This is a genomic window from Nocardioides sp. zg-1308, assembly GCF_013155375.1.
Taxonomy (GTDB): Bacteria; Actinomycetota; Actinomycetes; order Propionibacteriales; family Nocardioidaceae; genus Nocardioides; species Nocardioides renjunii.
This window is the reverse complement of the sequence record NZ_JABJQY010000002.1, coordinates 2489618-2513166: the sequence shown is the minus strand read 5'-3', so window position 1 is coordinate 2513166 and position 23549 is coordinate 2489618. Positions and strand designations below refer to the sequence as shown.

Annotated in this window: 30 protein-coding genes; 11 read left to right on the top strand and 19 right to left on the bottom strand. The window is 73.3% G+C overall.

Annotated features, from left to right (window positions below):
- Nucleotides 1-18: 18 nt before the first annotated feature.
- From HN031_RS13930 to HN031_RS13905, 6 genes are read right to left on the bottom strand one after another with little or no spacing between them, the layout of a single operon-like run.
- On the bottom strand, nt 19-726 hold the full coding sequence (locus HN031_RS13930) for an SDR family oxidoreductase (protein ID WP_172270797.1): 708 nt from the start codon (nt 724-726) through the stop codon (nt 19-21).
- On the bottom strand, nt 723-1691 hold the full coding sequence (locus HN031_RS13925) for a zinc-binding dehydrogenase (RefSeq protein ID WP_172270795.1): 969 nt from the start codon (nt 1689-1691) through the stop codon (nt 723-725). The genes HN031_RS13930 and HN031_RS13925 overlap by 4 nt, the downstream gene beginning before the upstream one ends.
- A 49-nt stretch (nt 1692-1740) precedes the next feature.
- Entirely contained in the window at nt 1741-2412 is a 672-nt protein-coding gene (locus tag HN031_RS13920) for a hypothetical protein (RefSeq protein ID WP_172270793.1), read from the bottom strand.
- Nucleotides 2406-3509: a hypothetical protein gene (locus HN031_RS13915; protein ID WP_172270791.1), complete on the bottom strand. Its 1104-nt coding sequence runs from the start codon at nt 3507-3509 to the stop codon at nt 2406-2408. The genes HN031_RS13920 and HN031_RS13915 overlap by 7 nt, the downstream gene beginning before the upstream one ends.
- Nucleotides 3509-3796 (bottom strand): hypothetical protein, encoded by a 288-nt coding sequence (locus tag HN031_RS13910; protein ID WP_172270789.1) that lies wholly within the window; start codon nt 3794-3796, stop codon nt 3509-3511. The genes HN031_RS13915 and HN031_RS13910 overlap by 1 nt, the downstream gene beginning before the upstream one ends.
- Nucleotides 3793-4107 (bottom strand): SAV_915 family protein, encoded by a 315-nt coding sequence (locus HN031_RS13905; protein WP_172270787.1) that lies wholly within the window; start codon nt 4105-4107, stop codon nt 3793-3795. The genes HN031_RS13910 and HN031_RS13905 overlap by 4 nt, the downstream gene beginning before the upstream one ends.
- A 74-nt stretch (nt 4108-4181) precedes the next feature.
- Between HN031_RS13905 and HN031_RS13900 the strand changes: the two genes are divergently transcribed.
- Nucleotides 4182-5423 (top strand): GNAT family N-acetyltransferase, encoded by a 1242-nt coding sequence (locus tag HN031_RS13900; protein WP_172270785.1) that lies wholly within the window; start codon nt 4182-4184, stop codon nt 5421-5423.
- Nucleotides 5424-5427: 4 nt separating this feature from the next.
- Here the strand turns inward: HN031_RS13900 and HN031_RS13895 are convergent, their stop codons facing one another.
- A complete protein-coding gene (locus tag HN031_RS13895; RefSeq protein ID WP_172270783.1) occupies nt 5428-6702 on the bottom strand; it encodes a family 16 glycosylhydrolase in 1275 nt (424 codons plus the stop codon).
- Nucleotides 6703-6883: 181 nt separating this feature from the next.
- Here HN031_RS13895 and HN031_RS13890 point away from each other — a divergent pair, with 181 nt between their 5' ends.
- Complete coding sequence (locus tag HN031_RS13890) at nt 6884-7141, top strand: hypothetical protein (RefSeq protein ID WP_172270781.1); 258 nt, start codon at nt 6884-6886, stop codon at nt 7139-7141.
- 12 nt (nt 7142-7153) lie between these two features.
- Here the strand turns inward: HN031_RS13890 and HN031_RS13885 are convergent, their stop codons facing one another.
- Both HN031_RS13885 and HN031_RS13880 read right to left on the bottom strand, forming a co-directional pair.
- Entirely contained in the window at nt 7154-8329 is a 1176-nt protein-coding gene (locus HN031_RS13885; protein ID WP_172270779.1) for an NADP-dependent malic enzyme, read from the bottom strand.
- A 20-nt stretch (nt 8330-8349) separates the two neighbouring features.
- Nucleotides 8350-8730 (bottom strand): S24/S26 family peptidase, encoded by a 381-nt coding sequence (locus HN031_RS13880; protein WP_367650764.1) that lies wholly within the window; start codon nt 8728-8730, stop codon nt 8350-8352.
- Between the two features lie 82 nt (nt 8731-8812).
- Here HN031_RS13880 and sodN point away from each other — a divergent pair, with 82 nt between their 5' ends.
- The 3 genes from sodN (at nt 8813) to HN031_RS13865 (ending at nt 10701) form a co-directional block, all read left to right on the top strand.
- Nucleotides 8813-9217: a superoxide dismutase, Ni gene (gene sodN, locus HN031_RS13875; protein WP_172270777.1), complete on the top strand. Its 405-nt coding sequence runs from the start codon at nt 8813-8815 to the stop codon at nt 9215-9217.
- A 229-nt stretch (nt 9218-9446) separates the two neighbouring features.
- Entirely contained in the window at nt 9447-9863 is a 417-nt protein-coding gene (locus HN031_RS13870; protein WP_172270775.1) for an anti-sigma factor, read from the top strand.
- Nucleotide 9864: 1 nt separating this feature from the next.
- Nucleotides 9865-10701 (top strand): SigB/SigF/SigG family RNA polymerase sigma factor, encoded by an 837-nt coding sequence (locus HN031_RS13865; protein WP_172270773.1) that lies wholly within the window; start codon nt 9865-9867, stop codon nt 10699-10701.
- A gap of 57 nt (nt 10702-10758) precedes the next feature.
- Here the strand turns inward: HN031_RS13865 and HN031_RS13860 are convergent, their stop codons facing one another.
- Nucleotides 10759-11094 (bottom strand): hypothetical protein, encoded by a 336-nt coding sequence (locus HN031_RS13860; protein ID WP_172270771.1) that lies wholly within the window; start codon nt 11092-11094, stop codon nt 10759-10761.
- Nucleotides 11095-11346: 252 nt separating this feature from the next.
- Here HN031_RS13860 and HN031_RS13855 point away from each other — a divergent pair, with 252 nt between their 5' ends.
- The gene (locus HN031_RS13855; protein ID WP_056601527.1) at nt 11347-11598 is read left to right on the top strand and encodes a WhiB family transcriptional regulator; all 252 of its coding nucleotides are present in this window, start codon (nt 11347-11349) and stop codon (nt 11596-11598) included.
- Between the two features lie 50 nt (nt 11599-11648).
- Here HN031_RS13855 and HN031_RS13850 read toward each other — a convergent pair whose 3' ends face one another.
- Complete coding sequence (locus HN031_RS13850; protein ID WP_172270769.1) at nt 11649-13133, bottom strand: PAS domain-containing sensor histidine kinase; 1485 nt, start codon at nt 13131-13133, stop codon at nt 11649-11651.
- A gap of 46 nt (nt 13134-13179) precedes the next feature.
- Here HN031_RS13850 and HN031_RS13845 point away from each other — a divergent pair, with 46 nt between their 5' ends.
- From HN031_RS13845 to HN031_RS13835, 3 genes are read left to right on the top strand one after another with little or no spacing between them, the layout of a single operon-like run.
- The gene (locus tag HN031_RS13845) at nt 13180-14034 is read left to right on the top strand and encodes a DUF2785 domain-containing protein (protein ID WP_172270767.1); all 855 of its coding nucleotides are present in this window, start codon (nt 13180-13182) and stop codon (nt 14032-14034) included.
- A 9-nt stretch (nt 14035-14043) separates the two neighbouring features.
- Nucleotides 14044-15723 (top strand): acetolactate synthase, encoded by a 1680-nt coding sequence (locus HN031_RS13840; protein ID WP_172270765.1) that lies wholly within the window; start codon nt 14044-14046, stop codon nt 15721-15723.
- A gap of 1 nt (nt 15724) precedes the next feature.
- Complete coding sequence (locus tag HN031_RS13835) at nt 15725-16204, top strand: GNAT family N-acetyltransferase (protein ID WP_322424596.1); 480 nt, start codon at nt 15725-15727, stop codon at nt 16202-16204.
- A gap of 23 nt (nt 16205-16227) precedes the next feature.
- On the opposite strand, the gene HN031_RS13830 is transcribed toward HN031_RS13835, so the two are convergent.
- Nucleotides 16228-17634: a hypothetical protein gene (locus tag HN031_RS13830; protein WP_172270763.1), complete on the bottom strand. Its 1407-nt coding sequence runs from the start codon at nt 17632-17634 to the stop codon at nt 16228-16230.
- Nucleotides 17631-18149 carry an RNA polymerase sigma factor gene (locus HN031_RS13825; protein WP_216652136.1) on the bottom strand — a complete coding sequence of 173 codons (519 nt, stop codon included), beginning with the start codon at nt 18147-18149 and terminating at the stop codon, nt 17631-17633. The genes HN031_RS13830 and HN031_RS13825 overlap by 4 nt, the downstream gene beginning before the upstream one ends.
- An 87-nt stretch (nt 18150-18236) precedes the next feature.
- Between HN031_RS13825 and HN031_RS13820 the strand changes: the two genes are divergently transcribed.
- Nucleotides 18237-18611 carry a thioesterase family protein gene (locus HN031_RS13820; RefSeq protein WP_172270759.1) on the top strand — a complete coding sequence of 125 codons (375 nt, stop codon included), beginning with the start codon at nt 18237-18239 and terminating at the stop codon, nt 18609-18611.
- Between the two features lie 140 nt (nt 18612-18751).
- On the opposite strand, the gene HN031_RS13815 is transcribed toward HN031_RS13820, so the two are convergent.
- Nucleotides 18752-19525 carry a DinB family protein gene (locus tag HN031_RS13815; RefSeq protein ID WP_172270757.1) on the bottom strand — a complete coding sequence of 258 codons (774 nt, stop codon included), beginning with the start codon at nt 19523-19525 and terminating at the stop codon, nt 18752-18754.
- A 248-nt stretch (nt 19526-19773) separates the two neighbouring features.
- A complete protein-coding gene (locus HN031_RS13810; RefSeq protein WP_172270755.1) occupies nt 19774-19962 on the bottom strand; it encodes a hypothetical protein in 189 nt (62 codons plus the stop codon).
- A gap of 170 nt (nt 19963-20132) precedes the next feature.
- Here HN031_RS13810 and HN031_RS13805 point away from each other — a divergent pair, with 170 nt between their 5' ends.
- The gene (locus tag HN031_RS13805; RefSeq protein ID WP_172270753.1) at nt 20133-20831 is read left to right on the top strand and encodes an SDR family oxidoreductase; all 699 of its coding nucleotides are present in this window, start codon (nt 20133-20135) and stop codon (nt 20829-20831) included.
- A gap of 208 nt (nt 20832-21039) precedes the next feature.
- On the opposite strand, the gene rsrA is transcribed toward HN031_RS13805, so the two are convergent.
- From rsrA to HN031_RS13785, 4 genes are all read right to left on the bottom strand, one after another.
- Nucleotides 21040-21312 (bottom strand): mycothiol system anti-sigma-R factor, encoded by a 273-nt coding sequence (gene rsrA, locus HN031_RS13800; RefSeq protein WP_172270751.1) that lies wholly within the window; start codon nt 21310-21312, stop codon nt 21040-21042.
- The gene (locus HN031_RS13795; protein ID WP_172271724.1) at nt 21309-21944 is read right to left on the bottom strand and encodes a sigma-70 family RNA polymerase sigma factor; all 636 of its coding nucleotides are present in this window, start codon (nt 21942-21944) and stop codon (nt 21309-21311) included. Before HN031_RS13795 ends, rsrA begins: the two co-directional genes overlap by 4 nt.
- A 120-nt stretch (nt 21945-22064) precedes the next feature.
- A complete protein-coding gene (locus tag HN031_RS13790) occupies nt 22065-22727 on the bottom strand; it encodes an alpha/beta family hydrolase (protein ID WP_172270749.1) in 663 nt (220 codons plus the stop codon).
- The gene (locus tag HN031_RS13785) at nt 22724-23473 is read right to left on the bottom strand and encodes an SOS response-associated peptidase (RefSeq protein WP_172270747.1); all 750 of its coding nucleotides are present in this window, start codon (nt 23471-23473) and stop codon (nt 22724-22726) included. The genes HN031_RS13790 and HN031_RS13785 overlap by 4 nt, the downstream gene beginning before the upstream one ends.
- Nucleotides 23474-23549: the final 76 nt, after the last annotated feature.

The window sequence follows — 23549 nt, the reverse complement described above, 5'->3', positions numbered from 1 at the left end:
CTCGCCCGCGAGCCCTGATCAGGTGCCGGGCCGCGGCACGACCGGGCGCACGGTCACGTCCGGGATGGTCGCGTCGGCCGGCAGGTCGACCACGTGCAGGATCGTGTCGGCGACCGTCTCCGGGCTGATCCAGCGCGAGGAGTCGTACGTCCGGCCCTCCTGCTCGTGCACCTTCTCCTGCATCGGGGTGGCGGTGCGGCTGGGGTAGACCGTGCTCACGCGCACCCCGTGCTCGACCTCCTCGGCGCGGAGGGCGTCGGCGAAGGCACGCAGGCCGAACTTCGAGGCGGCGTACGCCGACCACCCGGCGCTGGCGGTCAGACCGGCCGAGGAGTTGACGAAGACCACGGTGCCGCGGCCGGCCCGCAGGTGAGGGAGCAGCTCGCGGGTCAGGACCGCGGGGGCGGTCAGGTTCACGGTGACCTGTTCCTCCCAGCTCGCCAGGCGCAGCCGCTCGACCGGGGCGAGGTCGACCACGCCGGCGACGTGCAGCACGCTGTCCACGGGTCCGTCGACCTGCCGGCCGAGCCCGTTGAGGGTGCCGGGGTCTGCCAGGTCGGCCACGAGGAGCTGCGCCTGCGGGAAGGTGCGGGACAGCTCGTCGGCGCGCGCCTGCGTGCGCGCCAGCAGGACCAGTGCGTCGCCGCGCCCGGCCAGGCGGTGGGCGAGCACCAGGCCGATCCCCGACCCGGCACCCGTGACGACGTGCGTGCGCCTCCGGGTCATCGGGTGAACACGATCTTGCCGAAGACGTCACCCTCCGCCATCGCCGCGAAGCCGTCGCGCGCCTGCTCCATCGGCAGCGTGCGGTCGATGAGCGGGCGGGCGCCGGTGGCGTCGAGGAGCTGCACGAGCCGGTCGAGCTCGCCCCGGGTGCCCATCGTGGAGCCGATCACGGAGAGCTGGAGGAAGAACACCCGGGTGAGCCCCGCGTCGTCGACGTCGGGGCCGGACGTCGTCCCGCTGATGACGATGCGGCCCCCGGGACGCAGTGAGCGGACCGAGTGGTTCCAGGTCGCCTTGCCGACGGTCTCCATGACGGCGTCGACCTTGACGGGCAGCCGCGCGCCGGACTCGAACACCTCGTGGGCGCCGATCTCGAGCGCGCGGGCGCGCTTGGCCTCGTCGCGGCTCGTGGCGAGCACCCGCAGGCCGGCCGCGCGGCCGAGCGTGATGAGGGCCGTGGCGACGCCGCCGCCGGCGCCCTGGACCAGCACCGTCTCGCCGGGCTTGAGGTCGCCCCGCACGAACAGCATCCGGTAGGCCGTCAGCCACGCGGTGGGCAGGCACGCCGCCTCCTCGAAGGAGAGCGAGGCCGGCTTGGGCACCAGGTTGCGGCGGGGTACGACGACCTGGTCGGCGAAGGCGCCCTGGTGGCGCTCCGAGAGCAGGGACCGACCGGGGTCGTCGGCCTCGTCGCCGGTCCACGCCGGGTCGCCGATGACGCCGTGGACGACGACCTCGTTGCCGTTCTCGTCGACGCCCGCGGCGTCGCAGCCCAGGATCATCGGCAGCGCCTCCTGGCGCAGTCCGATGCCGCGCAGGGACCAGAGGTCGTGGTGGTTGAGGCTGGCCGCCCGCACCGTCACGGTGGCCCATCCGTCCGGCGCCTCGGGAGCGGGCCGCTCCCCCACCACCAGGCCGCTGAGCGGGTCGTCGAGGGAGAAGGACTCTGCGTAGACGGCGAACATGTGCCGACCCTAGCCGGGCACGAGGGACGCGCGCAGGGCGTGGGTCGGGCTAGCGGCGGGCACCCTTGCGCGCCCGCACGATCTCGTCGACCAGCTGCTCGGCCGGCACGTCGAACGCCGTGATCGGCACGACGGGGTCCGTCCCGCCACCCCTGAGGTCGATGCGGACGCCGGCGGGACCGCGCTCCTGCACGGCGGCACCCTTGACGTCCTTCCAGGGGACGGTCGCGTCGGTCCGGTAGCCGCGGTAGGTGACGGCCTCGGGCCCCAGCTCGAGGGTCCAGCGGTGCAGCCGCCCGGTGAGCAGGCGGACCAGGTCGGGCAGCGAGGCGAGCGCGCCGACGATCGCCACGATCGAGAAGCCCGGCGACTCCAGCGCGTCGAAGTCGGTGAGCGCGACCCAGCCCCAGACCGCGGCCGTCGCCAGGAGCGCGAACCAGCCGAGCACCAGCGGCCAGACCGTCAGCGCCGGCGCCCGGAAGACCCGGGTGCCGTCGGCGGTGACCTCGGGCTCGCGCCGGCGCCGCGGCCGCAGCAGCGACGACACGGCGGCGACGAGCACGAGGGCGGCACAGGCGACCAGTCCCCACATCGAGCGGCCCGCGAGGTCGTCGGCGAAGGCCGCCGTCGCAGCCGCCAGCCCCAGGGTGAACAGCGCCAGCACGGTGACGACGGTGACGGCGTACCACCGCGGGATCAGCCGCGCGGTGCCCGTCACCACGGGGTGACCGAGTCCCAGGCGTCGCCGATCGTGTCCGTGGCGCTGTCCCACGCGTCGCCGACGCTGTCGGTGATGTCGTCCCAGTTGTCGTAGACCTGGCCCACCGCCCACGAGGCACCGGCCGCGACCGCGCCGGCCGCGACCACCGTGACCCACGCCGGTGCGGTGACGACACCCGCGGCCACCAGCGCGGTCGCACCCAGGCCGACGGCGATGCTGGTGCCGGTGGTCAGCGCCACCCGCTCCCAGTTGCCGGTCTCCATGCCCTCCGCGACGCCGAACCCGACGTCGATGAGGATGCCGGCGGGTCCGCCGAGGAACCGGCCGCCCTTGCCGAGCCAGTCGGCCTTGCCGAGCAGGTCGTCGAGCTTGGCCTTGCCGGACGGGGTGTCGGCCGACCCCCTCACGGCGGGGTTGCCGGAGATCCTGCTCTTGCGCCGGAACTCGCGCGCCTCGGCCTTCAACCCGTCGGCGGTCCTGCCGAGGGCGAGGCCGGTGAGCCCGGCGCCGCTGCCCCCCGCGAAGTTGGGAATCAGCCCCTCGAGGGTCTCGAAGACCGTGTCGGAGCCATCCTTCTCCCGCGCCTTGGCCACGGCGCCGGGCATCGTGCTGTCAACCCAGTCGACGAACGTCTCGTAGTCCTGGGCGGCGTCCTCGACCAGCGTGTTCCACAGCTCGATCTTCGCCACGGCGGCCCTGTGGGCGCTCTCCTCGGGCGACCCGACCTCGAACTCGCCGCCCGGGGCCTCGGGCGGCGGGTGGATGACCGTGCCCGACACCGTCAGACCGCCGCCGGAGGCCCGGCTGCGGATCGAGCTCATGTCCTCCTCGAGGGCCTTGAGCTTGGCGGCGTAGTCGTCGAGCGCGCGCGCCGCCGCCTTGACGCGGTCCTCGTGCTTGTCGCTGGCCTTGAGCACGTCGCCGGTGAGGTTCTGGTAGGACGACGCCGTCTCGCCCTCCCAGCTGCCGCGCGCGTCGTTGCGGGCGTCCTGCTGCTTGTCGCCGGCGTCGGCCACCTTCTTCGCCAGCGTGTCGCGCAGCCAGGTGGCTGCCGTGGTCACAGCGGCGGGCGAGCCCTCCACCTTCGTGTCGAGCATCAGCCACCCACCCTCGCCATCGAGTCGAACTCGCGCCCGATGGCCTCCTCGGTGAGGCCCAGCGCGTCGGCGACGTCGCGCACGAGCGTGGCGACGCCGGCGTTGACCGCGGCGATCTCACCGGCGGTCTCGCTCACGCCGGCGAGGATGTCGAGGACGTGGCCGCTGCCGTAGCCGGCGTCCACCGACGTCGGCGCGGACGGAGCAGCACCGTCGATGGCGGTGGCCGCCTCCTCGTGCAGGCTCGCGATCCGGTCGGCGGCCCCGGGGTCCAGGCGCAGGGTCATGACGTCACCTCCTGCGGCGGGCCGGGACGGAAGTGCTCGGGCACGGCGACGTCGAGGAGCTTGAGGTCGAACGGCTTGGCCTGCTGGATCTCGTCGATCCTGCGGGTCTCGAAGAGCAACCAGGACTGGTGCTCACCCCAGGCGTCGATGAACCGGTCGAGGGCGGTGTAGCCGAGCAGGGCCACTCGTCCGTCCCCGAGCTTGATCATCCGGAAGTCGGTGACCTGCCCGTTGGCGTCCATGTCGACGGGTAGGTAGACGACGGGAGGGGCGGTCACTCCCCCTGTGCCCGTGTGCTGTGCGTCTGTCACGCCCGGGAGGCTACCCACTGTCCCGGCGCTGAAACGCGGTTGCGGGTCCCGGCGCCGGACGATTGGCTGGCCGGGTGAGCATCGACGTACGCCCCTCCGCCGACGCCGCCGCCTACCTCGCCACCGACCAGCTGATCTGGTTCGGCGAGACCAGCGACGCCGACGCCGAGCACATGCGCCTCGGGCTGCCCGAGGACCAGCGCTTCGTGGCGGACGCCCCCGAAGGGCCCGAGGACCTGCACAGCGGCATCTACGGCGTCCGGCCGATGGAGATGTCGCTCCCCGGCGGGTCCGTCGTCCCGGTCGCGGGCCTCACGTGGGTCGGGGTGCACCCCGACGCCCGGCGTCGGGGCGTCCTGACCGCGATGATGACCGACCACCTCGCCCGCACCCGTGCGGCCGGGACCGCCCTGTCCGTGCTGCACGCCAGCGAGCCCGGCATCTACGGGCGCTTCGGCTACGGCACGGCCGTGCTCACCCACCAGGTCACGCTCGGCCGGGGCACCACGTTCACCGCGCCGGAGCTCGAGGAGGAGGTCGCGGGGATCTCCACCCACCTGGCCACGATGGCCGACCCGGGCGTCACCGAGCGGATGCGCGCCTGCCACCTCGCCCTCGCCGGCGACCTTCCCGGGACCATCGTCGGCTCCCCCGACTTCTACTCGCTGCTGGCCCTCGAGACGCCGGAGACGCTGCGCGGCAAGGAGCCCCGACGCATCCTCTTCGCGCGTCGCGAGGGCGAGGACGTCGGCTGGGTGGGACTGCGGCGCGAGCACAAGTGGAGCAACGCCCGGCCCTCGGGCAGCGTCACCGCAGGCCTGCTGTGCGCCGGACCCGCCGCTCGGCTGGCCCTCCTGCGACGGCTGGTGGACGTCGACCTGACCGGCTCGGTCAAGCTGGAGAACATCGGCGTCGACGACCCGGTGCACGCCTGGGTGGGCGGGCCACGGGGCACCGGCGACCTGCAGACCTGGGACAGCACCTGGGTGCGGCTCGTCGACGTCGGCGCGGCGTGGTCCCTGCGCCACTACGAGGACGACTGCGACGTGGTGGTCGAGGTCGCGGACCGCCACGCCCCGTGGAACGCCGGTCGCTGGCGACTCTCCGCCTCGTCCGGGACGGGTGCGGCGACGCGCACCGACGCCGAGGCCGACGTGGACCTCGACGTCGCCGTCCTCGGTGCCGGCTTCCTCGGCCACCCTGTCGGTGGCCGGCTGCGGGCCGGCCTGGTGCGCGAGCACCGGCCGGGCGCCTACGCCCGGCTGGCCCGCGCCATGCGTACGCTCGTCGCCCCGGAGCCGTCCATCGGGTTCTGAGCCGTCAGCCGCCGGTCTCCCACACCCGCACCCAGTCGACGTACATGTGCTGGGGCAGGCGCCGCCCCTGGATCTTGGGGATCTCGTAGTCGGCGGCGATGAGGCTCAGGATCGGGAACTGGCGGACGTCGGACACGCCGCGGCCCATCCGACCGGTCTCCTTGCCGTCGATCCGGAAGACCAGCGAGCGGGGCGTCCATTCCACCGAGAACACGTGGTAGTTCTTCGACCAGCCGTCGCGCCGGCTGGCGAGGAACGACTCCGAGCCGGGGATCCACCCGCCCGCCGACACCCGACGCCGGCCGTCGTAGCGGTGCACGAAGCTGGCCAGGCCGCCCTGCGGGTGGCGGTCGCCGAAGTACTCCACGACGTCGATCTCGCTCCCGGTGGCGCCGGGGTACATGCCGGCGGCCGGCTGGAGCCAGAACGCGCCGTGCTGACCACGCAGGCGGTGGAACTTCACGCGGGCCGCCGCGACGCCGTAGCGGAAGGAGAAGGCGCCCTGCGTGCCGACGTGGCCGTTGAGACGGTAGGCGAACCTGCCGCCGACCGCGTCGCGACCGCGGATGCGGCACCTGCTCGTCGCCTCGGGGTCCTTGACGACGCTGAGCCGCAGGGTGCCTTCACCGACGCTCGCCGCGCTGGGGTCACCCTTGGAGCACGAGCGGCGGTTCGAGCCGACGTAGTCGCGGCCGCGGTGGCTCCACTCGGGGCCGAGGTGGGTCCCGGAGAACTCGTCGGTCCAGGTGGCGTCCAACCAGCGCTCGGTGCTCACCACGCCGCTGGTGACGGCGCGGAGACCGCCCGCCGCGGCGGCCCTGACGCGGTAGGTCAGCGGGTCGCCGGCCTCGGAACCGGCGGCCGCGAACTGCGCCCGGCCCCGGGCGTCCTGCCGGGTCGTGGTCACCGTCTCCCAGGCCTCACCGCGGCGGACGTGCAGGTGCACCCGGCGACCCGGACGGACCGGGCGGATGGTGGCGGTCACCCCTGCCCTGGCCTGGTCGGCGTCGGCGGGCCGCGCGCCGTGCTGCACGACCTGCGGCAGCGCCTCCAGCGTGACGCGCTGCCGGGACGTCGTGCGCACCGAGACGCTGGCCGCCGGGGGCTCGGCGGGGTCGGCCATCGACCCGACGCTCGAGCCGGCGGCCGAGCCGGCGGCCGAGCTGGCGGCCGAGCCGACGGCCGGACCGGTGGCCGAGCCGGGCTGTGCCGCGGCCAGGAGGGTTGCGGGCACGAGCAGGGCCAGGGCACTGCTCGCGAGGGTGCGTGGGACAGACATGAGGGACCTTCGTACGCGCGCGGTGCGATGGGCACTGCGACCATGTCGGCGGGTGTCGCCTGCGGTTGAGACGCCGCCGGGGCGCTCCCGGTTGTCCCGACGTCGCCTCGTCCGCGGCGGCCCGAGGGCCGCGCCGTCGGGCGGCGTGGTTGGAACGACGGGACGTGGGTACGGTCGTGGCATGACCAGTGACCTGGACACCACGACGGACGACCTCTACGAGACCATCCGCGGCCTGTGGCGCGAGGCGCAGCAGGGAGACGCGGCCGCCCCCGACGACACCGACGCGACGGCGGTCGGCGTGCCCGACACCGCGGTGGCGGAGCGGACGGGCCTCGAGCTCGGTGCCGTCCGGGAGTTCCTCGACAACGCCGACGGCGTGAAGTTCGCGGTGGCCCGCGACGGCGAGACCCGCACCGTCACGGCGCTGCTCGACTGACCGTCGCCCGGTTCAGCGGCGGGCGACCCCGTCGCGCCGGGCGGCCTCGGCGACCGCAGAGCGCACCGCCCCCGGCACCCGCGGGTCGAACGGCGAGGGGATCACCAGGTCCTCGCGCAGGTCGTCGCCGACGAGCTCGGCCAGGGCCGTGGCGGCGGCGACCTTCATGCCCTCGGTGATCGCCGTGGCGTGCACGTCGAAGGCGCCGCGGAAGATGCCCGGGAAGGCCAGCACGTTGTTGATCTGGTTGGGGAAGTCCGACCGGCCCGTCGCCACGACCCGGGCGTACTTGTGCGCCAGGTCGGGGTGGACCTCCGGGGTCGGGTTCGCCAGTCCGAAGATGATCGCGTCGGCGGCCATCGAGGCGACAACCTCCTCGGGCACCTGGCCGCCGGAGACGCCGATGTAGACGTCAGCGCCCACCATCACCTCCGCGAGGTCGCCACGGCGGCCGAACGTGTCGGCGGTGTCGCGGGCGAGCGCGGCCTTGACCTCGGTGAGGTCGGAGCGCTCCGACGTGAGCACGCCCCGGCGGTCGAGGACGACGATGTCGCGCACCCCGGCCTCGAGCAGGATGCGGGCCACCGCCACGCCGGCGGCGCCGGCGCCCTGCACCACGACGCGCACGGTGGCGGCGTCGCGACCGGTCAGCCGGAGGGCGTTGGTGAGCGCGGCGAGCGCGACCACGGCGGTGCCGTGCTGGTCGTCGTGGAAGACCGGGATGTCGAGGCGCTCCTTGAGGCGCGCCTCGATCTCGAAGCAGCGCGGGGCGGAGATGTCCTCGAGGTTGACGCCCCCGAAGCTGGGCGCCAGCCGGACGACCGTCTCGATGATCTCCTCGACGTCGGTCGTGTCCAGGCAGATGGGCACGGCGTCGACGCCGCCGAACTGCTTGAAGAGCACCGCCTTGCCCTCCATCACCGGCATCGCGGCGGCCGGGCCGATGTCGCCGAGGCCGAGGACCGCGGTGCCGTCGGTGACGATCGCGACCGTGTTGGGCACCCAGGTGTAGTGCTGGGTCATCGAGGGGTCGGCGGCGATGGCCTCGCACACGCGCGCCACGCCCGGCGTGTAGGCGAGGGACAGCTCGTCGGGGCCGTGGAGGGCCACCGTCGACACCGTCTCCATCTTGCCGCCGAGGTGCAGGTCGAACACTGGATCGCCCGCGTGCGGGTGAAGCGAGGCCATGCCGGGGATCCTCGCACAGCTCAGGGGCCCCGACGGGGGCGTCCCAGACGTGGCAAGGGCCACACCCGCAGGCGTACGACGGCCAGCACCTGGTCGTCCGCGACGGGCCCGCGGTGGCGCGAGTCGACCCCCTCGTCGGGGTTGTCGCTGACCAGCCACCAGGCGTCCGCACCCGCCCTCGTACGCCGCCGCTCCAGCGCCCGCTTGACGGTCAGCGTGCCGTCCGGGAAGCGGGCCACGACCAGGTCCCCCGGGCGCACCCGGGCGCCGTGGCGGACGAGCAGGAGGTCGCCCTCGCGCAGGGTTGGGAGCATCGACCGGCCGCGGACGACCGCGGTCCCGAACGGCGGTCGGGGGGCACCCCCCGCCGCGGCGAGACCCCGCTGTCGACGCCGTTGCACGCGGAGTAGTGTCGCAGCCAGATGCCCTCTGCCGGACGGCACACCGTCCGGACAGACACCTTTCCCGATCGAGAGGAACCCGATGCTTCGCCACCTGCTTGCCCCGACTGTCGAGGTCTCCGCCCACTGCGACCTGCCCTGCGGTGTCTACGACCCCGCCCAGGCGCGCATCGAGGCGGAGTCGATCAAGGCGATCATCGCCAAGGTCGCCGACAACGACGACCCCGACTTCCGCACGCGCGCGATCCTCATCAAGGAGCAGCGCTCCGAGCTGGTCAAGCACCACCTCTGGGTGCTGTGGACCGACTACTTCAAGCCGCCGCACTTCGAGAAGTACCCGCAGCTGCACACCCTCGTCAACGAGGCGACCAAGCTCGCCGGTGGCGGTGGCGGCACCAAGGCCGTCCTCGACGCCGAGGTGGCCGACCAGCTGCTCGCCAAGATCGACGAGATCGCGGAGATCTTCTGGGAGACGAAGAAGGCCTGAGCGGACACCGCGGAGCGGGGGCCGCTGAGGCCTTCTTCCCAGCAGCTTGCTGCTCCGCTTCTCAATACCGCGGAGCGGGGGCCGCTGAGGCCTTCTTCCCAGCAGTTCGCTGCTCCGCCCCTTCCGTCTCCGCACGAGCCCACCGGGCCCGGTCGCCACGCATCGTGGAGGCCGGGCCCGGTTACTGTGTGGGCCAGCAGATCCGCTCGACGACGGGACATGGACGCAGATGGCAGATCACACGGGGGGCTCTCGCGCCGACGTCGAGCTCCGACTTCCGGCCGAGGGTGCCTACGCGACGATCGTCCGCACGACGGCAGCCGGGCTCGCGGCGCGGCTGGACTTCACCATCGACGACATCGAGGACCTGCGCATCGCGATCGGAGAGGCGACGGCCCTGGCGATCCCGGCCGCCGACCCGGGGACCGATCTCGTGGCGCAGTTCGTCTTCGGGCGTGGGTCGATGACCGTCGTGCTCGAGACGGAGGCGCGCGACGACCCTCCGCTCGACACCGAGAGCTTCGCCTGGCAGGTGCTCGACACGATGGCGCAGGACGCGTCGGCGGGATCGGAGGCCGGACGCTTCAGGGTCCGCTTCACGGTCGCCTCGACGATCACTGCGGGAATGACGGGTGCCGAGCTCTGACATGAGCACAGACACGGGGGACGAGGCAGTCGAGGCTGCCGTCGACCGCGAGATCGACGAGGACGTCGTGCTCAGCGGTCTGGATCACGTACGCGCGCGCAGCGCCGAGCTGTTCGCGGTGCTGCGTGACGCCGACGCCGGCGACGCCGAGCGCTCGGTCGCGCGCGACGACCTGGTGCACCTGCACCTCTCGCTGGTCGAGCACTGCGCGCGCCGCTTCCGCAACCGCGGGGAGCCGTTCGAGGACCTGGTGCAGGTCGGCACCATCGGCCTGATCAAGGCCGTCGACCGCTTCGAGACCGACCGGGGGGTCGAGTTCTCGACCTACGCGACGCCGACGGTCATCGGCGAGATCAAGCGCCACTTCCGCGACAAGGGGTGGGCGATCCGGGTGCCGCGCCGGCTCCAGGAGCTGCGCATGCAGATCGGGGGCGCGACCGGGGAGCTGACGCAGAAGCTCGGCCGCTCCCCCACCCCCCGCGAGCTCGCCGAGGTCATCGGCTGCACGGTGGAGGAGATCATGGAGGGCATCGAGTCCTCGCACGCCTACGCGACGCTCTCCCTCGACGCCTCCGACGACAGCGACGACGGTCCCCCGGCGATGCTCGCGAGCCTCGGCGTGGAGGACGCCAACATCGAGCACGTCGAGATCCGCGAGTCCATCAAGCCGCTGCTCGAGGGGCTCGGGGAGCGTGAGAAGCGGATCCTCCTGCTGCGCTTCTTCAAGAACATGACGCAGTCGCAGATCGCCGAGGAGATCGGCGTCTCCCAGATGCACGTGTCGCGCCTGCTGACCCGCACGCTGGCCCAGCTGCGCACCTCGCTCGAGGCCGACTGAGCCGAGCGGGCCCATCGGGCCGGCCGGGCCGGGCCGCCGACACCCGCCCGCGGCCGGTCAGTCCGGCATCCGCGCGTCCTCCTCGAGGACCGCGGTCGTGGCCGGGTGCAGCAGACCGGCGATGACCACCACCGCCGCGATCGCCAGCCCGACGGCCAGCGCCCGGGTCGAGCCGTCGCGCAGGTTCCACGCGATCCCGAGCTGGATGAGCTGGGCCATCACCACGGGGCCGCGCGCCCAGCGGCGTACGCGTCGCAGCGACCAGGCGCAGAAGGCCAGTCCGGCCGCCGCGGCGAGGAAGAAGATCGCCGTGGTGACGCCCATGGTGAGCCGGATCGCGCGGAGGTTGGCCAGCTCGAGGGCCCCCAGTCCGGCCAGGAGGAGGGACTCCACCGCGACGAGGGACGCGGCCACCACGAGCGGCGGCGGTGGGACGGGCTCCGCACCATCGGGTCGGCCATCGGGTATACCGGACGAGGTAACGGGCACTGCGCAACTGTAGTTGTGACGGACACGACCACCTGATGGGGTTGTGTGAACGTTCAAAGGTTGCGAGTCTTGTCGCTGCGCTTCTCGCGCCCGGGCTCAGCTGAATGTCCGACAACAGCAACTGCCTGTGACTTGGAAAGAGGGAATTCCCCACTCATGGATTGGCGCAGTCGCTCTGCATGCCTCGACGAGGACCCTGAGCTGTTCTTCCCGATCGGCAACACCGGACCGGCCATCCTCCAGATCGAGGAGGCCAAGCAGGTGTGCCGTCGCTGCGAGGTGCGCGAGCAGTGCCTCGCGTGGGCCCTCGAGGCCGGGCAGGACCACGGGGTCTGGGGAGGCCTGAGCGAGGACGAGCGGCGCGCACTCAAGCGCCGCAACGCCCGCGCCCGCATCCGCACCGCCTGATCCCGGGCGGGTCGGCCGGTTCCGGCCCCGCTCCCGCTCGACCCTCCGGCTCACTCGACGGGCAGGTCCGCCTGCACCCGCGTGCCGCGGCTCCCCGGGCCGATCTCCAGCACGCCGCCCAGCTCCGACTCGACGAGCGTGCGCACGATGGACAGCCCCAGCTGCGTCGAGGTGTCGAGGTCGAACCCGCCGGGCAGGCCTCGGCCGTCGTCCTCGACGACCATGTGCAGCCGCCCCACGATGCGGCGCGCGGTGACCACGACGCGGCCGGCGGCCGGCCCGGATCCGTCAGCGTGCGAGGCGCCGGTGTAGCCGTGCTCGACCGCGTTCTGCAGGACCTCGGTGAGCACCATGGCGAGCGGCGTCGCAGCCCCCGAGGGCAGCTTGCCGAACGACCCCTCGCGCACCACCCGCACCGGGACCTCCACCCCGCTCACGTCGACCACCATCGCGCCGAGTCGGTCGGCGATCTCGTCGAAGTCGACGGTCTCCTCGACCGCCTGGCTGAGCGTCTCGTGGACGATCGCGATGGACCCCACCCGGCGTACGGCCTCCTCGAGGGCCGCCTTCGCGTCCTCGGCCTGCGTGCGCCGCGCCTGCAGGCGCAGCAGCGCGGCCACGGTCTGCAGGTTGTTCTTCACCCGGTGGTGGATCTCGCGGATGGTGACGTCCTTGGTGACGAGCTCACGGTCGCGGCTGCGCAGCTCGGTCACGTCGCGCACCAGCAGCAGGGCTCCGCTGCGGTCCCCCTGGGGACGCAGCGGGATGCTGCGCACGATGAGGGTGACCTCGTCGGTGCCGACCTCGGTCGCCCGGCCGTCGCGTCCCCCGAGGACGGCGCTCAGCGTCTCCTCGTCGAGCCGCTTGCGGGCCGGGACGAGGTCGCGGGTGAGGTCGGTCAGCACCAGGCCGGTCAGGTCGCCGTGGAGCCCGAGGCGGCGGTAGGCCGAGAGCCCGTTGGGGCTGGCGTAGACGACCCTGCCCGCGGGGTCGAGCCGCACGAACCCGTCGCCCACCCGCGGCGAGTCGGCGTGGTCGCTGCGCTGGCCCGGCAGCGGGAAGTGGCCCGCGGCGATCATCTGGGTCAGGTCGGCCGCCGTCTGGAGGTAGCTGAGCTCGAGGCGGCTGGGCGTGCGTACGCCGAGCAGGTTGGTGTTGCGGGCGATGGTGGCGATCACCCGGCCGGCGCGGCGCACCGGGATGACCTCCACCCGCACCGGCACGTCGTCGCGCCACTCGGGGTCGCCCTCGCGCACGAGCCGCCCGGTGGCGAAGGCCTCGTCGAGCATCCGGCGGCGCCCGGTGGGGATGAAGGTCCCCAGCACGTCGTCGACGAGGGCCGTCGGCCCGGTGGTGGGCCGCATCTGCCCGCCGGCCCAGTAGCCCTTGTCCTCGCGGTCCGGCAGCCACAGCACGAGGTCGGCGAAGGAGAGGTCGGCGAGGATCTGCCAGTCCGCCATGAGCCGCTGCAGCCACGTGACGTCGTCCTCGACGAGGTCGGTGTGGGCTCGCACGAGCTCGTGGAGGGAGGGCACCGGACCAGCCTATGGCGGGGTCGGGGGCGACTGGCAGGATGGAGCCATGTCGATCGGCTACTGGGACCAGGTGCAGGCCACCGGGTTCGAGGTCCCCGGCGACCGCCCCCTCGACGACCTCACCGCCGAGCTCACCACGATGCTCGGCTCGACCAGCCCCGAGGTCCGAGACGGCACCGCCTACCCCGCGCTGGCGACGTGGATCGACCGCGGCGTCTACGACGACCTGCTCACCGGCCTCGGTGACGGCATGGTCGCCGGGCTCGCCGTGGGGCAGGGCGAGTCGGGCACCGACACGGTGTTCCGCCGCAGCTTCAGCGCGCTGGTCCTGGCCGAGTGCCTCGAGCGCGACAACGAGCAGCACCTGCTGCCCGCCGCCAAGGTGATGGAGTGGGGCGACCGCATCGCCACCTGGTTCCTCACCGAGCAGGACACCCGCGGCTTCGTGCTGGGCAAGGGCTGGGCGCACGCGATCGCCCACGGCGCCGACACGATCGGCGCGCTCGGCGAGTCGCCGCACCTGGCCGGTCCCGAGCACGCGCTCCTGCTCGACATCCTCGCCGAGCGGCTCCTCCAGCAGCCGGCCGAGGCCCCGCTCGCCGCCGGCGAGCCCGACCGGATCGCCCACGCAGCGCTGCGCATCCTCCGTCGCAACACCCTCGCCACCGACGTCCTCGAGCCGTGGGTGCACCGCATCGGCGCGGCGGCCAACCCGTTCGGCGGCCCGGTCGACCACGACCCGTTCGCCCCGACCGCCGGTCCGCAGGGGCTCCTCCGGGCGCTGTTCGTGCAGCTGTCGCTGGCCCCGGACCCGCCCACCGTGCGCCCCGACCTGCTGCTGGTCGTGATCGAGGCGCTCCGGATGACCAACGCCCCCTACCTGCGAGTAGACAACGGCTAACCTGCGGGCATGAGCGAGACCAACGAGATCTCCGGCCACAGCGGCGAGCTGGCCGTCCACGTCGCGCGGGCCCACGGCGTCGAGACGATGTTCACCCTCTCCGGCGCCCACGTGTTCCCCATGTACGACGGCGCCGTGAAGACGCAGCAGGAGGGGCAGGGCCCGCCGATGCGCCTGCTCGACGTGCGCCACGAGCAGACCGCTGCGTTCGCCGCCGAGGCCACCGGCAAGCTCACCCGCGTCCCCGGCCTCGCCGTGCTCACCGCCGGGCCGGGCGTCACCAACGGCATCAGCGCGATCGCCCAGGCGCAGTTCGCCGGGTCCCCGATGGTCGTCGTCGGCGGCCGCGCGCCGCAGAACCGCTGGGGCACCGGCTCGCTGCAGGAGCTCGACCAGCCGCCGATCATCGCGCCCGTCGCCAAGGCGGCGAGGACGCTCATGACGGCCGGCGAGGTCGCCGCCGGCATGGACGACGCGTTCACGCTCGCCCGCTCCAGCCACCGCGGGCCGGTCTTCGTCGACGTACCGATGGACGAGTTCTTCAACTCGGCCTCCGGCTCGGCCGCGACGGGCGAGGGCACCCGCGTCGAGCCCGACGCCGACGCGATCAACGCCGTCGCCCGGCTGCTCGCGCAGGCGCAGCGGCCGGTGCTGATCCTGGGCACAGACGTGTGGGCCGACCACGCCGAGAGCGCGGCGCTGCGCTTCGTGGAGGACCTCGGCATCCCGACGCTCACCAACGGCATGGGTCGCGGCGTCATCCCCGGCGGCCACCGCAGCCTGGTCACCAAGGCGCGCGGTGCCGCGCTGTCCGGCGCCGACCTGGTGGTCGTGGTCGGGACGCCGCTCGACTTCCGGCTCGGCTACGGCCTCTTCGGCGGCCCCGACAAGAACCCGCAGGGCGAGTTCGCCCGCGTCGTGCACGTCGCCGACTCCCCCGGCCAGGTCTCCGGCCACGCCGAGCTCGCCGCGTCCGTCTCCGGCGACCTCACCACGGTCCTCGACGGCCTCCAGGCCGCCATCGAGCGCGGCGACAAGCCCGACTGGTCGGCGTGGTCCGACCAGCTCGCCGACCAGGTCCGCGCCGCCGCCGAGCGCGACGCCCAGCTGCTCACCGCCGAGGCCGACCCGATCCACCCCGCCCGCATCTACGGCGAGCTGGTGCCCCGCCTCGAGGACGACTCGGTCGTCATCGGCGACGGCGGCGACTTCGTGTCGTTCGCCGGCAAGTACGTCGAGCCCAAGCGGCCCGGCGGCTGGCTCGACCCCGGTCCCTACGGGTGCCTCGGCGCGGGACTCGGTGCCGCGATCGCCGCTCGCATCGCCCGGCCGAGCGCGCAGGTCACCCTCCTGCTGGGCGACGGTGCCGCCGGCTTCTCGCTGATGGACGTCGACACGCTGGTCCGCCACGACCTGCCGGTCGTCATGGTCATGGGCAACAACTCCGCCTGGGGCCTGGAGAAGGGCCCGATGCAGATGCTCTACGGCTACGACGTCGCGGCCGACCTCGGGCAGCGCACGCCGTACGACGACGTGGTGAAGGCGCTGGGGGGTGCCGGCGAGACGGTCTCGGACCCGAAGGAGATCGGGCCGGCCCTCGACCGCGCCTATGCCGCCGGCGTCCCCTACCTGGTCAACGTGATCACCGACGTCGAGGCGGCCTATCCCCGCTCCACCTTCGGCATCTGAGGTGGAGCTGCGTCGCATCCGGCCCGGCGAGCACGCCGCGGCCGGGGACGTGTGCGTGGCCGCCTACGAGCCGTTCCTCACCGGCGCCGAGGACGACTACCGCGCGCGGCTGCACGACGTCGCCCGGCGCGACGCCGAGGCCGAGGTCTGGGTGGCGGTCGACGGCGACCGGCTCCTCGGCAACGTCACCTTCTGCCCACCGGGGTCGCCGTGGCGCGAGATCGGTCGCAGCGACGAGGGCGAGTTCCGGATGCTGGCGGTCGACCCGGCAGCCCAGGGTGCGGGCGCCGGCACGGCCCTCGCCACCCTCTGCGAGGAGCGGGCCCGGCTCCACGGCGCGACGGGCATGGCGCTGTCCTCCCTCGCCACCATGGTCGCCGCCCACCGCGTCTACGCCCGGCTCGGCTACGTCCGCGACCCGCAGCGTGACTGGTCCCCGATGCCGGGCGTCGACCTGATCGCGTTCGCCAAGCCCTTCTGAGCGCCTGGAGCCTGAGCAGGCCCTCAGCAGGCGCGCGCGGTCGCCGGGTCCTCGACGTCGTCGAAGCAGACGGTGCCGGTGGGCAGTGCGGCGATCTCGGTGCCGGACACCATCTCCCACTGCCACGTCCGCCACGCGTCGCCGTCCGCCACCGCGGTGACGAGCGCACCGTCGCGCGTGAGCCACGTCCGGACGTCGCCGTCGTCGCGCAGCGGGACCTCGCCGACCGGCTCCACCACCCTCAGGACGTCGCCGCGCTGGACCACGACCTGGACCAGCGCGGGGTCGGAGGCGGAGGTGACCACGAAGGAGGCGCCGTCGTAGAAGACCCCGGTGGGCTGCCGGGTGTTGAGCAGCGGGTCGTCCACGGCCAGGTCGAGCCGCATCTCGCCCGCGTCGCCCACCCGGGCGACGAGCGCGCCGTCGGCGACAGCGCCGGTGAAGGAGAAGCCCTCGCCGTAGTCGGCCTGCTCCCCCTCGCCGATCGTGCCCGTCGCGGCGGGTCCGAGCCGCGGCAGCGAGTCGGCCTCGCCGGGCTCGCAGGTCCCGCGCTCGCCGAGGACGTCCGTGCGGCACGTGGGGTCCGACGCGCGCAGGACGCCCGCGTCGTCGAGGGCCCACGTCCAGGCCTCGAGCACGACGCGCTCGGGTCGGTGGAGCGTCATGTTTCCGGCGGCGTACGCGTTGCGCGAGCGGCCCGACCACAGCCGGCCGTCCTCGACCCAGTAGTCGTGGAGGCGCACGACATCGTAGTGCTCGGTCCCCTCCCCCGGCACCGGCACGCTGCCGCGGACCAGCAGGTCGGGATCCTCGACCGCCGCCTGCACCAGGAGGCCGTCGCGCAGGTCGAGGACGAGGGGATACCCGCCGCCGCCGACGGCGCTCGGGTCGTCGTCGTAGAGGACGAGCTCCTGGTCGCCGTCCCCGTCGGCGTCGATCGGGTCGAGGGCGTCGGTGCCGATGGTGGTGGAGAGCTGCACGATGCCGTACGCCTCCTCCCCCGTCGAGCTGAGCGTCGTCTCGATCCGGGTGCGGCCGTCGAAGTCCTTGCTCGGCTCCGCCAGGAACTCGACCTCCTCGTCCGTGCCGTCACCGTCGAGGTCGAGGCGCTCGACCGACGACAGGTCGTCGGCCTGCCACTCGCGTCCCACGTCGGCGGGCAGCTCGATGCGCGGCTCCTCGGGGCTCGGCGCGACGTCGTCGGACCGCTGGCGGGACGGCAGTCCGGCGAGGACCACGCCGAGCACCAGCAGGACGGCAGCCGCAGCGGCGACGAGGACCCACGGCGACGCCCAGCGGGAGCGCAGCGGCACGACCGGCGCCGGGGCCGTCGCGGTCAGGTCGTCGGGCCCGACGAGGTCGGCGCGCGCCGCCAGCGCGGCCCGCAGCCGCTCCTCGACGTCACTGGTCGTGCGTGGCGTGGTGCTCATGACCCCTCCCCTCCCGCTCGCTGTCCGACGTGGGCGTGCATGGCCTTCTCCAGGGCGACCAGCGCACGGCTGGCGGTCGACTTGACGGTGCCCTGGCTGATGTCGAGCGTCCGGGCGATCTCCGCCTCGGAGAGGTTCGACCAGTAGCGCAGGACGAGCACCTCCCGCTGCCGGGGCGCGAGCTGCTGCAGCGCGGCGATGACTTCACGGTGCTCCTCCGCCAGCACCGCGCTGTCCTCGGGCGTGGGCGGCGACAGGTCGTGCGGCGGCGCGTACGCCCGCGCCGTACGCCGTCGTCGCAGCGACGAGCGCGCGGTGTTGACGACCGAGACGCGCAGGTAGGCGAGCGCCTTCGACGGGTCCCGGACCGCGTCCGGGCGGCGGGCGAGCGCGGCGAAGGCGTCCTGGACGACGTCCTCGGCGGAGGCGACGTCGTCGACCAGCAGCACCGCGAGCCGGACCAGGGACAGCCGGTGGGCGGCGTAGAGCTCAGTGATGTCCACTGATGGCTCCATGCCCAGGGTCCTCGCGCTCATGTCTGGTAGACGTGTGGGTGCTCCTCAGGTTGCCTCACCGTCCGACGAAGTTCCGAAAGGCCCGCCATGTCGCACCCCGAGCCCGCCACGCTGACCTTCACGGTCTCCGACGAGGACACCGCCGAGGCGGTGGGCAGCGGCTCCCTCCCCGTGCTCGGCACGCCGCGGCTGCTCGCCTGGCTGGAGGCAGCCACCTGCGCCTGCCTCGACCCGGTCCTGCCCGAGGGAGCCACGAGCGTGGGCACCCGCGTGCAGGTCGAGCACCTCGCGGCCAGCCCGGTCGGGGCGACCGTCGAGGTGAGCGCGTCGAGCGCCTACGAGGACGGGCGCCTGCACCGCTTCACGGTCAGCGCCCGGGACACCGCAGGCGGGAAGGTGCTCGCGGCCGGGGAGATCACGCGGGTCGTGGTGGACGCGGAGCGGTTCATGAGCCGGCTGTGACGTTCGAGCACGGCCCGGGCCCCGGACGTACGACGAGTGGCGCCGCAGTGGCCCACCACACCGGACACCCCCCGACCGCCTCTCCAACGGCGACCCCGCTTCCACCGACGCAGACAGGCGCGGGCGCTGCAGGAACGTGGCTACTGGGCTCGTGTCTCGAGGACGGCGAGGTCACGCTCGGCGTACGTCCGGTGCCACCACTCCTCGTTGAGCACGATCGACAGGCACTCCTTCACCGTGAAGGGACGCGGCGGCGGCCAGCCGCCGTCGTCAGGCGGGGTCGTCTCGGCCGCGAGCGACTCCTCGGTGAGCCCCTCGATGACGCGGCGTACGTCGGCCTGCCGGGCGCGGCGGACCTCCAGGACCTCGTCCAGCGAGGGTCGGGCGGCGCGGTCGCGCGGGAAGCTGCCCTCGGGCGCCTCGTCCCACGGCAGGTCGAGCGGGTGCCACGGGGCCGACTCGCCGTTGATCGCACGGTGGACCCATGAGGCGGTCGCGAAGGAGAGGTGCCGCAGCGTCTCGATGAAGGACCACTCGCCGTCGACCTGCTCGTGGAGCTGCTGCGGGTCCAGGCGCCGGGCCCGCCCGACGGTGCTGTCCCATCGCTGCTCGAGCAGGGCCCAGGCCTCCTGGAAGCCGGCGGGGTCCTCCGGACGCATCTTCGCCAGGTCCGGCTCGCGGCGGGCCACCTCGGCCTCGACGTAGGCCGTCACGTCGACCCCGTTGATCCGCAGGTCCTTGATCTCGCCGCTGATGTCGACGTCCCAGAGCTCGACGCCGGTCATCCTCACGTGGTGCAGGTCGGTGCCCCGGATGGTGACGTTGCTCAGCGAGGCCGCCCGGAACGTGGATCCACTGAGGTCGGTCCGGTCGAACGTCGACCCGCTGAGGTCCTCCTCGCCGAACTCAGCCATGGCGCACCGCACCACCGGACGAGGTGGCCACGCACCGGCGGGCGACAGGCTCGCGGCCGGCGTCGACCTGGGCGACGGGGACAGCGTGATCGGGGTAGGAGGCGGTCATGGGTCGACCGTAGGGGCCGATCCGGACGAAGTGGCGTGGGAACCGTCACGCCGCTCGCCCGGCGACTGGGGCGGCTGCGACCGGCGGCATGCGGGTCCGGCTGGCGGGTACCCGGTCCGTCTGCGCGGGTCGGCCCCGGTCACGACACCGGGCGGCGTGGCCTGACGGTGCTGAGCGAGTAGATGATCGCGTCGCGGCGGGCCGCGCGGATCTCGTCGGCCTTGGCCTGGCAGCCGACGCACCGCCGGCGGGCGTCGCAGCAGCGGGCGTCGCGCAGCTCGGCCTCGAGCTGGTCGGCGTGCGCACTGCGGCGAAGGGTGGTGTACATGTCGGTCTCCTGGAGCGATGGCGTGCTCCGAGCCTGACGGCCGGGCCGGTCGCGCCGCATCCGTAGCCCTACCGATATCCGGCGCCGCACGCGCGAGCCGGTACGTCGGGAACCAGCGTCGGACATCAGCGTCGGGCACCAGCGTCGGACGGCAGGGGCACACTGGCCGCATGACGTCAGGACACGCGTTGGTCGTCGGGGCCACGAGCGACATCGGCGCCGCGATAGTGCGGCGGCTGGTGGCAGGCGGGCGGTCAGTGTCGGCCTGGGGCAGGTCGGAGCCGCGGTTGGCGGCGCTCGTGGCGGAGCACGGTCGCTCGGTGTCGACGCAGGAGGTCGACGTGACCGATGCCGAGGCGGTCCGCGCGGGGCTGACCCGGCTGGACGGCGAGGCCCCGTCCCCGCTCGACGTGGTGGTCTGGGCCGTCGGCGTCTTCGACTGGGGACCGGCCCACGAGGCCGACCCGGACGCCTGGGCGCACCTGCTGGACGTGAACCTGGTGGCCGCTGCCCGCGCCACGCCGCAGCTGCTCACGCGGCTGGTGACGACGTCGCCCAGCACCCTCGTCCTCGTCGGGTCCGGCGCCGCCCACCGGGTGTTCCCCGACAACGCCGCCTACGTCGCGAGCAAGCACGGCCTGGCGGCGCTGGCCGCCGCGAGCTTCCTCGACGTCAAGCGCCACGGCGTCCGGGTCAGCGTCGTGTCCCCCGGCCTCGTCGCGGCGGGAGCCGGGCTCCTCTCGCCGCAGGGCGTGGAGGACCCGACGTCGCTGCTCCAGCCCGAGGACGTGGCGGCGGCGGTGGACTTCGTCGTGCGCTTCCCCGGACACGGGTGCCCGGTGCTCGTCGAGCTCCAGCCGCTCGTCTGAGCGCGACCGCCTCCTCCCGACATGCAAAAGTCCCCGCCTCGGCGGGGACTTCTACGTGGTGCGCGCGTCAGGCGTTGGGGCGCTTGCCGTGGTTCGCGCCCTTCTTCTTGCGAGCGCGGCGCTTGCGTCCGGTCTTGCCCATGGTCGTCCTCCTGGAATCGGTGCTCGGAGCAGTGTGTCAACAAAACCCCGTGAGCGGCGAATCGGGTCAGGCCTCGCCCTCGGTGATCTGAATCCTGACCTCGCGCAGCTGGAGGCGTACGCGGTCGCGCAACGACTCCGGCGCCGACTCCGTGCAGGAGCGGGCGACGAGCTGCTTGACGGCCCGCTGGAGGTCGTAGCGCTCGAGGCAGGGACCGCACTCGCGCAGGTGCATCTCGACGACGGCGCAGTCGGCCTGGTCGAGCTCGTTGTCGAGGAAGTAGACGATCCGCTCGATGTAGTCGACGCAGTCGTCGTTGCCGTGCTCGTGCGTGCTCACGACCCCTTCACCCCCTCCGTGGCCGAGGCCGGCAGCAGGTCGTTGGTGCGGACGTAGTCGGCGAGCATGTCGCGCAGCTGACGACGACCGCGGTGCAGGCGCGACATCACGGTGCCGATCGGCGTGTCCATGATCTCGGCGATCTCCTTGTAGGGGAACCCCTCGACGTCGGCGAGGTAGACCGCGAGGCGGAACTCCTCGGGCAGTCGCTGCAGGGCGTCCTTGACCTCCGAGTCGGGGAGGTGCTCCAGCGCCTCCATCTCCGCCGAGCGCAGCCCGGTCGAGGAGTGCGACTCCGCGCGTGCGAGCTGCCAGTCCTCGACGTCCTCGGACATCGACTGCTGCGGCTGGCGCTGCTTCTTGCGGTAGGAGTTGATGTAGGTGTTGGTGAGGATCCGGTAGAGCCAGGCCTTGAGGTTCGTGCCGGGCTTGAACTGGTGGAAGGCGCTGTAGGCCTTCGCGAACGTCTCCTGGACGAGGTCCTCGGCGTCGGCGGGGTTGCGCGTCATCCGCATCGCCGCGCCGTAGAGCTGGTCGAGGAAGGGCAGCGCGTCGCGCTCGAAGCGCGCGGACCGGTCGTCGGAGGACTCGTCATCCACGACGATCTCGACGGCGTCGTCCGCCGGGGACATGTCGTCCTTGATTGATTCAGTCATCGCCTCCCACGATAGCGCTGTGGGTGCAGGCGAAGCACCGCGCTCGGTGGCGCGGGGGCGTTCGAGGATCAGTGACTGCACACAGGGCTCAACACGTCACCCCGTCCGAGGATTCCCGACCACCTCGCGCACCAGCCACTCCAGCGTCGACTCGACCACGATCCCCATGGCCTCCTCTTGGCTCACCTCGCCCCGGGCGGGCACCTTGAGCCCGTGGTCGGCGCCGGGCACGACCACCATGTCGACGGCCTCGAGGTCGCCGGGGAACTCGTCGGGGCGCCCCATCGGGTCACGCTCGCCCTGCACCAGCAGGGTGGGCAGGCCGGCCCCGCGCAGCTCGGGCAGCCGGGTCGGCTCGGTCCGCCCGGGCTGGTGGAGCGGGAAGGACAGGGCGAGGCAACCGGTCGCCCCCAGCGACCGGGCGGTCCGCGCCGCCGACCGGGCGCCCGCGGACCGACCGCCGACCACGAGGGGCGTCCGCACCCGCATCACGTCGGCGGCGCACCTCAGGGCCGCGTCGAGCGTGGGCGGCGCGGTCGCGACCTTGCGGCCGGCCACCCGCCACGGCTGCTCGAACAGGACCACCGACACGCCCTGCGCGGGCAGCGCGTCGGCCAGCGCCCAGAGGTCGCGCGACTCCACGCCGCCCCCCGCCCCGTGGCTGAGCAGCAGCGTCGCCATCGGGCTGGTGGCCCGTCGGGTGTGCAGCCGACCCTCGCCGTGCGGGGTGTCGACCGCGCGGATCGTCGCCTTCTTCACGACGTGGCCTCCAGCGGCTCGACGAGCTCGGGGCCGTTGTTGCGCACGTTGCTCACCAGGGTCGGGACGGCGTACGCCTCGAGCCGGCCCGGGGCGGCAGGCACGAGCAGCGACGTGTCACCCGGGTGCGTGGGGTCGAGCCACTCGTGCCAGCGCTCCCGCTCCACCATGAGCGGCATCCGGTCGTGGATGTGGCCCAGGGAGTCCTCGGCCTGGGTGGTGAGCACCGTGCACGTCCACCGGAAGCGGTCGGGGTCGTCCTCCGCCTTGCCCGGGTCGCGCCAGATCTCGTAGAGGCCTGCCATGGCCAGGATCCCGCCGTCCTTCGGCCGGATGAAGAACGGCTGCTTGACCGGCTTGCCCTTGGCGTTGGTCTGCGAGGTGGGATACCACTCGAAGTAGCCGTCGGCCGGCAGCAGGGCGCGGCGGGTGGCGAACGCCTTGCGGAAGGCGGGCTTGTCGGCCACGGTCTCCATCCGTGCGTTGATCATCCGGTTGCCGATGGAGGGGTCCTTGGCCCACGACGGCACGAGTCCCCAGGTGAGGACCCGCAGCTGTCGCTGCGGCGCCTCGGACCGGTCCCGCCCGGACTCGCGCGACGGCGGCCGCTCGACGACCGCGTAGACCTCCTTGGTGGGCGCGACGTTGTAGTCGGGCTGCAGCGCCGCCGCGATGCGGCTCTCGACGACCTCGAACTCCTCGACGAGGTCGTCGGGCTGTCGGGACGAGGCGTAGCGGCCGCACATGGGGCCACCCTAGGGGCTTCCTCGGGCACCGGCGTGGCGTCGGCGGACCGTGGGGCGGACCGGTCCGCCCGGAGCC

Coding starts and splice junctions, on each gene's coding strand:
- HN031_RS13930 (WP_172270797.1), bottom strand. CDS start 726: ATGACCCGGAGGCGCACGCACGTCGTCACGGGTGCCGGGTCGGGGATC.
- HN031_RS13925 (WP_172270795.1), bottom strand. CDS start 1,691: ATGTTCGCCGTCTACGCAGAGTCCTTCTCCCTCGACGACCCGCTCAGC.
- HN031_RS13915 (WP_172270791.1), bottom strand. CDS start 3,509: ATGCTCGACACGAAGGTGGAGGGCTCGCCCGCCGCTGTGACCACGGCA.
- HN031_RS13910 (WP_172270789.1), bottom strand. CDS start 3,796: ATGACCCTGCGCCTGGACCCCGGGGCCGCCGACCGGATCGCGAGCCTG.
- HN031_RS13895 (WP_172270783.1), bottom strand. CDS start 6,702: ATGTCTGTCCCACGCACCCTCGCGAGCAGTGCCCTGGCCCTGCTCGTG.
- HN031_RS13890 (WP_172270781.1), top strand. CDS start 6,884: ATGACCAGTGACCTGGACACCACGACGGACGACCTCTACGAGACCATC.
- HN031_RS13885 (WP_172270779.1), bottom strand. CDS start 8,329: ATGGCCTCGCTTCACCCGCACGCGGGCGATCCAGTGTTCGACCTGCAC.
- sodN (WP_172270777.1), top strand. CDS start 8,813: ATGCTTCGCCACCTGCTTGCCCCGACTGTCGAGGTCTCCGCCCACTGC.
- HN031_RS13870 (WP_172270775.1), top strand. CDS start 9,447: ATGGCAGATCACACGGGGGGCTCTCGCGCCGACGTCGAGCTCCGACTT.
- HN031_RS13865 (WP_172270773.1), top strand. CDS start 9,865: ATGAGCACAGACACGGGGGACGAGGCAGTCGAGGCTGCCGTCGACCGC.
- HN031_RS13855 (WP_056601527.1), top strand. CDS start 11,347: ATGGATTGGCGCAGTCGCTCTGCATGCCTCGACGAGGACCCTGAGCTG.
- HN031_RS13845 (WP_172270767.1), top strand. CDS start 13,180: ATGTCGATCGGCTACTGGGACCAGGTGCAGGCCACCGGGTTCGAGGTC.
- HN031_RS13840 (WP_172270765.1), top strand. CDS start 14,044: ATGAGCGAGACCAACGAGATCTCCGGCCACAGCGGCGAGCTGGCCGTC.
- HN031_RS13830 (WP_172270763.1), bottom strand. CDS start 17,634: ATGAGCACCACGCCACGCACGACCAGTGACGTCGAGGAGCGGCTGCGG.
- HN031_RS13825 (WP_216652136.1), bottom strand. CDS start 18,149: ATGGAGCCATCAGTGGACATCACTGAGCTCTACGCCGCCCACCGGCTG.
- HN031_RS13820 (WP_172270759.1), top strand. CDS start 18,237: ATGTCGCACCCCGAGCCCGCCACGCTGACCTTCACGGTCTCCGACGAG.
- HN031_RS13815 (WP_172270757.1), bottom strand. CDS start 19,525: ATGGCTGAGTTCGGCGAGGAGGACCTCAGCGGGTCGACGTTCGACCGG.
- HN031_RS13810 (WP_172270755.1), bottom strand. CDS start 19,962: ATGTACACCACCCTTCGCCGCAGTGCGCACGCCGACCAGCTCGAGGCC.
- HN031_RS13805 (WP_172270753.1), top strand. CDS start 20,133: ATGACGTCAGGACACGCGTTGGTCGTCGGGGCCACGAGCGACATCGGC.
- HN031_RS13795 (WP_172271724.1), bottom strand. CDS start 21,944: ATGTCCCCGGCGGACGACGCCGTCGAGATCGTCGTGGATGACGAGTCC.
- HN031_RS13785 (WP_172270747.1), bottom strand. CDS start 23,473: ATGTGCGGCCGCTACGCCTCGTCCCGACAGCCCGACGACCTCGTCGAG.